Origin of the sequence: Streptomyces griseoloalbus (assembly GCA_014650015.1) — a bacterium.
GTDB lineage: Bacteria > Actinomycetota > Actinomycetes > Streptomycetales > Streptomycetaceae > Streptomyces > Streptomyces griseoloalbus.
The window spans coordinates 1-7,703 of record BMUD01000053.1; the positions used below are offsets into that span (position 1 = coordinate 1).

Genomic DNA, 7,703 nt, shown 5'->3' on the forward strand with positions numbered 1-7,703 from the left:
CTTCTCGCTGGACTCGACAACCGCGAGCTACCAAGAGGCCCTTCCTGCCATGCCTCCGCACCGGCCAACTCACCCGATCCAGCGCCCCGTTCGAATCAGACCGACCACGCGAACGGTTAGAGAACAGCCAGTTAGGCATCCTACGAGCGTCGCAGCGGGCTGTCGCAGAGTGGAACGTTGTCTCAGCGGTCGGCCACCCAGTGCGCCCTGCGCCTGCCGAGTCGGCTGGTGCGACCGGGGCGATGAGTTCCACGGAGCCCGCTGCTTGCGCTGGGCCACTGCCCATTCGGCTGCAGCGCGCTCTTCAGGGGCGGGCTGGGGCAGGCGTGGGGCTCAGGGCTTCTGTCCATGCCCTGGGGCCTTCGGTCAGGGTTGGGCTGGTACGCGGCTGTCGGCACTGTGGGTGCCCCGCAGGGTCCGAGCCGGTCGTCGGAGGCCAGCCGCTGTGCCCGCCCTGCCGTTTGAGTAGAACCTGAGCTGGCCGAGCTCACCCGGTACAGCGCCCCCAGCTCCCCGTCGGCTGACCCGTGGCGAAGACGCACTGTCTTCCGGCAGGTCAACCCCTCCAACTCGCATCGCCCACCGCCCTGTCGGCCCAGTCCGAGATCGAGTCGTCCAAGTCGCGCTGGTGGTGCTTGCCGAGTTTCGCGTACAGGGCGTCGAACACGTCGCTGTCCATGCCTTCCTGGTGCTCGGCCAGCCAGTTGCCCAGCGCGTACTGCTCACCGTCGTCCAGGTCCCCGCTCATCAGCGCCAGCTCTGGGGTCCACAGCCCCGAGCACCGCGCCACCTGTACGACGTCCATGGCCAGCTGGAGGGGCGACGGCTTCCACCCGGACGCCTCCTGGACGAAGCCGCCGACGTCCTCCCGGTCCTCGCGCCACGCCCGGTCCAGCACGGGCAGCCGCAGCCAGTTCAGGCGCTCCCCGGAAACGGCGTGCGTCGGGAACGAGTAGTGGGCCAGGAAGTCGTCCTGCTCCTCGTCCACCTGGGACTGGCGCGGCAGATGACGCGGGTCGCGGGTGTAGGGCGCCCCCTCGAACACCCCGCTGTCGGGCGTCGGCGAGACCACCCACCAGGAGATGTGCACCTCGCCCGGCCGGAACGCCTCCGGCCACCGCTCGTGATAGTGGTTGGCGTCCTTTGCCCAGTAGCGCCACAGGACGTCCGCCGGCTGCCCCTCCGCCGAGGGGTCCTCACAGATCGGCTCGGCGCCCCCGACGAGCCAGGACAGCGCCAGCTCCTCGGTGTGGACGTACCCGTTCTTGGACCGGAAGATCCACCGCGTGCCCGGAGGGTACGGCTGCACGCCCGCAGTAGTCGTGTTGCTCATAACCAAGAGTCTTCCAACCGCGGCCCGTCCGCACAGGAGTTCCGCCAACCTCACCCGGCGGGCACCAGTTCCTCGGGCACGCCCTGCACGGAGGCCCACATGCGATGCGCGGCTCGACGTCCGCGAGGTCGCCGCCCCCTCCTTCCTGGCCGGGACGTCCGGGTGCTGGCGGGACCACGGCGGAGCGGTGGCGCAAGACCTGGGGAGGTCACACACCACCGCCCCGCCGTTGGAACAGCCCCGCCCCGCCCACGAACCACCCGTAACCCCAACCACACAAGCCAGCGCACTGCGCAAGCCAAGACAGCGAACTGCGCAGCCACCAGCCCATAGCGCACCGGCGGCACTGAACGACAGCACCAGCGCACCGGAATACGCACCACCCCGACCACGGCCGTCACCGCACCCGCACCCGGCTTCGACCACGGACTCGGGTGGATGCACACACGGCACCCCTAACCACCACCATGGTCAAAGCCATAGTTGGGGTCGTGGCCGGGCATTGCACAGACCTCCCACCACGGACACCACGCCCCCGACCACGGCTCCCGCCACAGCAAGCCACAGCACTGCGCAGGCCATTGCGTAGCCGAATACGCAACACTTGCGCAGCCACACCCCGGCACGACCACCAGCTGCGCAACGCGCGCCCGCCGACCGAGGAACACCCCCGCGGGTGCGGGGAGCAGCCGCCCTTCCCCGTCATGGGGAGGGCGGGGTGCGGGCACGGGACCATCCCCGCGAGTACGGGGAGCAGGGGAGCAAGAAGCCCAGCGCCGCAGGGACCATCCCCGCGGGAGCGGAGGTGAGCCGAGGACCCAGGCGACGGTCGATGTGTCGGCGTCATCCTCTCCGCGCGAGCGGAGAGGATGACGCCGATCAGTTCGGGTTGTCAGCCTCCCGCCGAAGAGGGTGTCGGGGGTTGTCCATTACCCGGAACCCTGACGAGCTCCAGAGTCACCGGTCCGTCCACGTCCGGGTGCAGGAACACCTTCTCGGGGCTTGCGGTCCAGAGCTGGATGTCGCCCAGGACCCGTTGGCCTCCGATCTTGTCGGGCTGCAGGTACACGAAATTCGAGGGGGTGGGATCCCAGGTGCCGTTGAAGTCGACGCGGGTGGCACTCCCGCGCCAATAGGCGTCGCTCTTCGCGATACCCACGGCGGAGAACCGTCCGCCGGGGTGCAGACGGATCTCCGCGTCGCTCTCGTCGTCGCGGTACACCCCCGGCAGGCGGTCCGGATCGACGTTGACCGCGCCCGCCCCTGTACACCCCGAAGCGAGCACTGCCACGGCCGCGAGAAGCACGGTGACGAACCCACTTTTGCCCCCGCCCCTCGTCCTCACTGTTCTGCCCCCCATGTCCACACGCCCCGTCCCCGTAGTCGGACGGCAGGTCTGCTGCCGAACCCTTATTTGAACATGCTCAAAAACCCCGGTGCTCCTCGGACCTCGTCAGGACTTCCGGCCCACACGAGAGTGAAAGGCAGGGCTGATGCGATGACCACCGGCCCCTCCGGGACCTGGAAGCCGGCGCTGGGCGGCCAGGCGGCCCATGAGCATGGTCATCGACCACAGGATGACGCTCTCGCTGGTGTCGGTGTGCCGTTCGTAGGCACGGACCAGGTGCCAGCTGCGCAGGAGCCAGGCGAAGGATCTCTCGACGCCCCAGTGGTGGGGCAGGACCTAAAACCTTGGAGATCGTCGGTGCGGCGGACGATGTCGAGGACCACTCCGAGGTGCTGGCTGGTCCAGTCGGTGCAATGGCCGGTGTAACCGCCGTCGGCCCAGATCCGCGCCAGCCGCCGAAAGTGATCCTTTGCCGCGGGCAGCAGAATGCGGGCTGCGTCGCGGTCAGCCGAGGAGGCAGGGTGACCAGCACGGCCAGCAGGAGTCCGAGGGTGTCGGTGAGCAGGTGACGCTTGCGTCCGTTGGTCTTCTTCCCGGCGTCGTATCTCCGTGAAGCGAGGGCGAGGGTGGCGTCCGCCTTCACCGACTGTGAGTCGATGACCGCTGCACTCGGCTCCTAGTCACGGCTCTCAGACAGGCGGACCGCCTCGCGAAGCCGATCGTGCAGCTCGGCCTACGAGTCCTGCGTCCCGCCAGCGGGCGAAGAAGGCACACACGCGGGGCCAGGGCGGAAAGTCGGACGGCATCGCCCGCCACTTGATGCCGTTGTCGACGAGGTAACGCACTGCGTCGATCATCTGCCGATGGCAGTAACCCTCCGGACGCCCGCCCCGGCCCGCCGGCCACCCCGGCACCGGCAGCAGGTCCCGCACCAACTCCCCCTCCGCATCGCTCATGTCCGAGCCGTACCGCGGCCGGCACTCCGGCCGGTCACCTGTGTTCCCGAACCGATGGGCGAGACAGCCACACCCAGGAGTGGACGGACTGGCCCCGGCAACCGCGAGCTACCAAGAGGCCCTTCCTCTATGCCCCACCAGCCCACAAGCCACCTGCTCCAGGACCCCGTTCGAACCAGACCGAGCGCACGACCGGTTAGGGAACGGCCAGTTACGCTGTGGTCTCCGTGTGGCCAGGGAGGGCCACTGAGTCATGGGGGGATGCGCTGTGCGCGCCTACATTCGCCGTGCCGTGGTGCCGGCCGTCGTCCTGTCCGTAGTTCTGCTGACGGGGTGTGGGGGAAGCGACTCCGACGAGGGGGCCGCTCCGGAGAAGTCCGCCGCAGCGGAAGCTGCCGTCGACGAGCCCGCTCAGGAGCCGTCGGAAGAGGCGCACACGCCCATCCCTGGGCCCAACGTGGGCATCGGAGGGCGGGTGACGTTCAGCGCCGGGGAAACCGACGAGCACGGGGAGAATTACAAGGAGACGACGAAGATGGACGTCAGCGTCCTCGATGTGAAGTACCTGACACCGGCGGAACTCGACGATGCGAAAGCCCTGACGCTGACGGAATTCGATACGACGAACGAGCCGGAGCACGGTCAGTACCTCACACTGACGCTCATGCTGAAGAACGTCGGCGATGCTCCAGCGAAGATCACGACTTACGGCATGATGAAGTGGCAGGACGCCGACCACGCAGCGCAGGACGCCACGACGCTGGACAGCGTCGGTGGTCCGTCGCTGGACAGGACGTATGCGCCTGGCCAGTCCGTCATGGGGGCGCTCGTCCTCGACGTCGCCGCGAAGGGCGGGACGGTCAGTTACTACAGGACGAATGACCCGTCCGAGGAGCCGGCTTTCATAGTGACCCTGCCGAGTGAGGCTCCCTGGATCCGGCGTTCGTGGTGACCCTGTCGGCATCGATCTGAGCTGGCCAGATGCAGGCAGAGGACGGCTTGGACGAGGCTTGTGATGCGAGTGGTCGAGCAGCGTAGTTTGCGAAGGAGCCGCCATGACTTGAGGGTGGCGACGGCCTGCTCGACGAGAGCCCGGATCTTCACGTGGGACCGGTTGGCTGCCTTCTGCCCTGCGGAAAGGGTCTCCCGGCGTCCCCAGTACGGAACACGGACCGTGCCCCCGGCGCCTCGGTAGCCCTTGTCGGCCCAGCAGGTGATGCCGGTATCCGTGAGCGTGCGGATGACGCCGTGCTCACGGGCGGCCCGGACGTCGTGCACAGCTCTGGGCAGGGCCGGTGAGGTCCACAGCAGCCGGCCGGCGGGACTGGCCAGGATCTGCACGTTCATCCCATGCCTCTTGTGCTTCCCGGAGCAGAAGGGCCGGTCCGCGTCGATGCGGTCAATCGGCAGCAACGTTCCGTCCAGCAGCACGAACGTCTTCGTCGATGCGGTCCTGGCCGCCTCCGCGAGCGTCGGGGCAGGGCGGTTCGCTGCCGGTGGCCGCGCCGGGCGACAGGCTCGCGACCAGGTAGATCCGCTCGATCGAGAGCTTGCCCGTTCCCAGGTCGCGTCTCCAGCGCACGTCTTGGAGGGCCTGGCGGGCGTGTGGGTAGTCGAGGTAGGCGAACGCGGCCGTCTTCAGACGGCGGACCTCGTCGCGGTGGTGGCCCCGGCCGCGGTCGTAGTGGTCCAGGCGGACGTCACGCCAGGGCAGGCGGCGGACCTTCTCGTGGAGAGCGGGATGGTTCCGCTTGATCACGGCCAGGTAGTGGGCGCCGCGTTTGTGCAGGTAGGTGGCGTGGTCGTGCTGGGTGTGCAGGGCGTCCGCGGTGATCACCGCGCCGGTCAGGTCGATGCCGTCGAGAAGTGGGGCGAAGGCTGGGATTTCATTGAAGGAAGTCGCCGATGGCGCGGTCGAGGGCGTCGCCGTCCACGGCGGCCAGGACGAGACGGATGGTCGTGGCGTGGGGTGGGCGGATCAGGCCGGTCAGCGGGTCGGGCTGGAACCCGAGCAGGGCCAGGACGCGCTGCGGGGCGTCGGCGACCCACTCTCCGATCGCCGTGATCGAGGCGGCGCCGGCCAGAACGGCGGCGGCAGCAGCGGTGAGCAGGGCCGCCCATGGGTGACGGATGCCGCGACGAGCCCGCGGGTCAGGCACTGCGGCCAGATAACTTCGCAGGTCAGCAGCCGTTTCCAGCGAGACAGGGCCGGAGGCGTCCCCCAGCTGCCGAAGGTATGACGGCATGCGGGAAGATGGGTGTGCAGGCATGGACTCGCTCGGTGCTCATACGGACTCGACACCCACATGATCACCAGCGGCCATGCCTGTTCTACGTCCAGGGCCGCTACCGACAGAAGTCGACAAGCCCTCACATCCAGTGCTCAGCAGACGAACCGCCCACCTTGAGACTTCTCAAAGACCCTGGGTCTCCAACGCCACCCACCATGACGACATTACGCGTTCAAGGTCAGCAGCCCCTGTTACTCGTAAAATTCGCCCATCGAAACGTCCCACCTGAATTCATACCAGTAGGACCCTTCACGGTACGCGTTAGGGTCTACTTCGCGAATAATGTTCTCTACCCTTTGCGCACCGGCTTCCCATTCATCAACATCAGATCCTTCTTCGTAGAATGGAAACATATCGGCCAATAGAATGACGCATTGAGCGAAATGCGAGATAGCAGTGTTGACCATGTCAAGTTCTCCGGAGTCCGCCCCAGACAAAACCTCCCCGGAAGACTCATCAAGATGAACAGAGACACCCAGACCAATTACACCGAAACGGATTAGAGATCTGCCGGATCCTCCCTGCACTCTCTCGGCTGCATCGAGTGACCGGTATCCAAAGAATTCTTTAGGAACAGTCAACATTGCGTTATCCCGCGCAACTTTAAGGTCAACGAGCTGAATTTCCATCAGATACTCCTTATAGTGAACGGAAAGATGGGGCTCGACACGGTAGAGATCGAGCCCCATCCTTAGGATACACTCAGCTGCTAACCCTTGAACAGCTCCCTGATCGCCGCGCTGAGATCATCAGTCGTCTTCTTCCTGCCAGCATCCCCGATTCCATTCCACGGGAAGGACCAACTCACGTTTTTCACGCCAGCTTTCCTCAATGCGGATGCATAGTTGTGGCCACTATTACACGGTTCGCGCTCTGAGTATACCGCTACTATCTTCCTGTCCCCCGATCTCTGAATCAGATACTCTTCGGAGTGGTAATTCTTATCGGCGTGTGCCACCAGGGTGGTTCCGTCTTCCAGCAACGCTGCGGCATAGTTTCCGGTTTTTTTCTTGTCGAGCAGGCGCTGCAGCTGCACTGATTTGCTGAGGTGTCCTTCCCCGTAGGGTATCTGGCCAACCAGCTCGATGGCCTCTTCGATTATTTCGGCAGCCTGCTTGGCGTCTTTTCCTTCACCGAGAAGCTTTCCAAGCTTTTTCAGTTTTCCTACTGGCAAAAATCCAGCAACGAGCCATCCGCAGGAAACCGCCTCAAACTGGGCGCAGTTTTCGGCATCTTCAGTGTCAGGTGCGAAGGCGTTTTTCCACGCTTGATAATTCTCGTTCCACGAGCATTTAACGTCCCAGAAGCCACACTCGCTCTTCATGAGATCGTTCCAGCCGCACTTGACGTCCCAGAAGCCGCATCCAGATTCTGCCGGAGCGGGGTATTCAACCACCCCTCCGCTCTTTGCTGGGGCTGTACCGCAGGGAGCGACACAGACAGTCGCCGGCTTGGCTGCTTCGTTGGGACGTCCGTTTCCCTTTGATCCGTCGGAGCGGGTGGGACAGGCTGGGTCGTTGGCTCCGCCGCACTTGAGGCCCAGGCCGGTGGGGTCGGAGTGGGTAAGGGGATTCTGGACAGCGTAGGAGTAGCCGTTAAGAGTTTGGTGCTTGTCGAGTTCTAGGAGCGGGTCGACGCTGATGAACTGTCCGATGGTTGGGTCGTATTCTCGGGTGAGGTTCCCCCGCTGAGCTGGACAGCCTGATACTGGGACGGAAGGTCCCGGAGAAAGCAGTCCCAGGTAGTGAGCAAGAAGAGCAACACCAGCAAGCGGT

At 65.4% G+C, this 7,703-nt stretch carries 9 protein-coding genes and 1 pseudogene; 1 reads left to right on the forward strand and 9 read right to left on the reverse strand.

Features of this window, described 5'->3' with window-relative positions; all coding sequences use genetic code 11:
- Window positions 1–556 precede the first annotated feature (556 nt).
- The 4 genes from IE178_RS34780 to IE178_RS34795 form a co-directional block, all read right to left on the reverse strand.
- Window positions 557–1,333, reverse strand: coding sequence for a hypothetical protein (locus IE178_RS34780; protein WP_193515034.1), 777 nt, complete (start codon window positions 1,331–1,333; stop codon window positions 557–559).
- An 892-nt stretch (window positions 1,334–2,225) separates the two neighbouring features.
- Entirely contained in the window at window positions 2,226–2,624 is a 399-nt protein-coding gene (locus tag IE178_RS34785) for a hypothetical protein (protein WP_193515035.1), read from the reverse strand.
- Window positions 2,625–2,757: 133 nt separating this feature from the next.
- Window positions 2,758–3,324: a hypothetical protein gene (locus IE178_RS34790; RefSeq protein WP_193515036.1), complete on the reverse strand. Its 567-nt coding sequence runs from the start codon at window positions 3,322–3,324 to the stop codon at window positions 2,758–2,760.
- Window positions 3,325–3,370: 46 nt separating this feature from the next.
- On the reverse strand, window positions 3,371–3,637 hold the full coding sequence (locus IE178_RS34795) for a transposase (protein WP_318280420.1): 267 nt from the start codon (window positions 3,635–3,637) through the stop codon (window positions 3,371–3,373).
- Between the two features lie 268 nt (window positions 3,638–3,905).
- On the opposite strand from IE178_RS34795, the gene IE178_RS34800 reads away from it, so the two are divergent.
- The gene (locus IE178_RS34800) at window positions 3,906–4,589 is read left to right on the forward strand and encodes a DUF4352 domain-containing protein (RefSeq protein WP_193515037.1); all 684 of its coding nucleotides are present in this window, start codon (window positions 3,906–3,908) and stop codon (window positions 4,587–4,589) included.
- Between the two features lie 14 nt (window positions 4,590–4,603).
- Here the strand turns inward: IE178_RS34800 and IE178_RS34805 are convergent.
- The 5 genes and pseudogenes from IE178_RS34805 to IE178_RS34820 form a co-directional block, all read right to left on the reverse strand.
- Window positions 4,604–5,116 (reverse strand): annotated as a pseudogene (locus tag IE178_RS34805) (transposase family protein); the annotation flags it as partial.
- On the reverse strand, window positions 5,037–5,474 hold the full coding sequence (locus IE178_RS36525) for a hypothetical protein (RefSeq protein ID WP_318280421.1): 438 nt from the start codon (window positions 5,472–5,474) through the stop codon (window positions 5,037–5,039). The gene IE178_RS36525 and the pseudogene IE178_RS34805, both read right to left, overlap by 80 nt.
- A 49-nt stretch (window positions 5,475–5,523) precedes the next feature.
- Entirely contained in the window at window positions 5,524–5,796 is a 273-nt protein-coding gene (locus IE178_RS36530) for a transposase family protein (RefSeq protein ID WP_318280422.1), read from the reverse strand.
- Window positions 5,797–6,119: 323 nt separating this feature from the next.
- Complete coding sequence (locus IE178_RS34815; RefSeq protein WP_193515038.1) at window positions 6,120–6,557, reverse strand: SUKH-4 family immunity protein; 438 nt, start codon at window positions 6,555–6,557, stop codon at window positions 6,120–6,122.
- 80 nt (window positions 6,558–6,637) lie between these two features.
- On the reverse strand, window positions 6,638–7,703 hold a 1,066-nt coding region (locus IE178_RS34820; protein WP_318280423.1), incomplete at its 5' end, for an RHS repeat-associated core domain-containing protein.

Coding starts and splice junctions, on each gene's coding strand:
- IE178_RS34780 (WP_193515034.1), bottom strand. CDS start 1,333: ATGAGCAACACGACTACTGCGGGCGTGCAGCCGTACCCTCCGGGCACG.
- IE178_RS34815 (WP_193515038.1), bottom strand. CDS start 6,557: ATGGAAATTCAGCTCGTTGACCTTAAAGTTGCGCGGGATAACGCAATG.
- IE178_RS34795 (WP_318280420.1), bottom strand. CDS start 3,637: ATGAGCGATGCGGAGGGGGAGTTGGTGCGGGACCTGCTGCCGGTGCCG.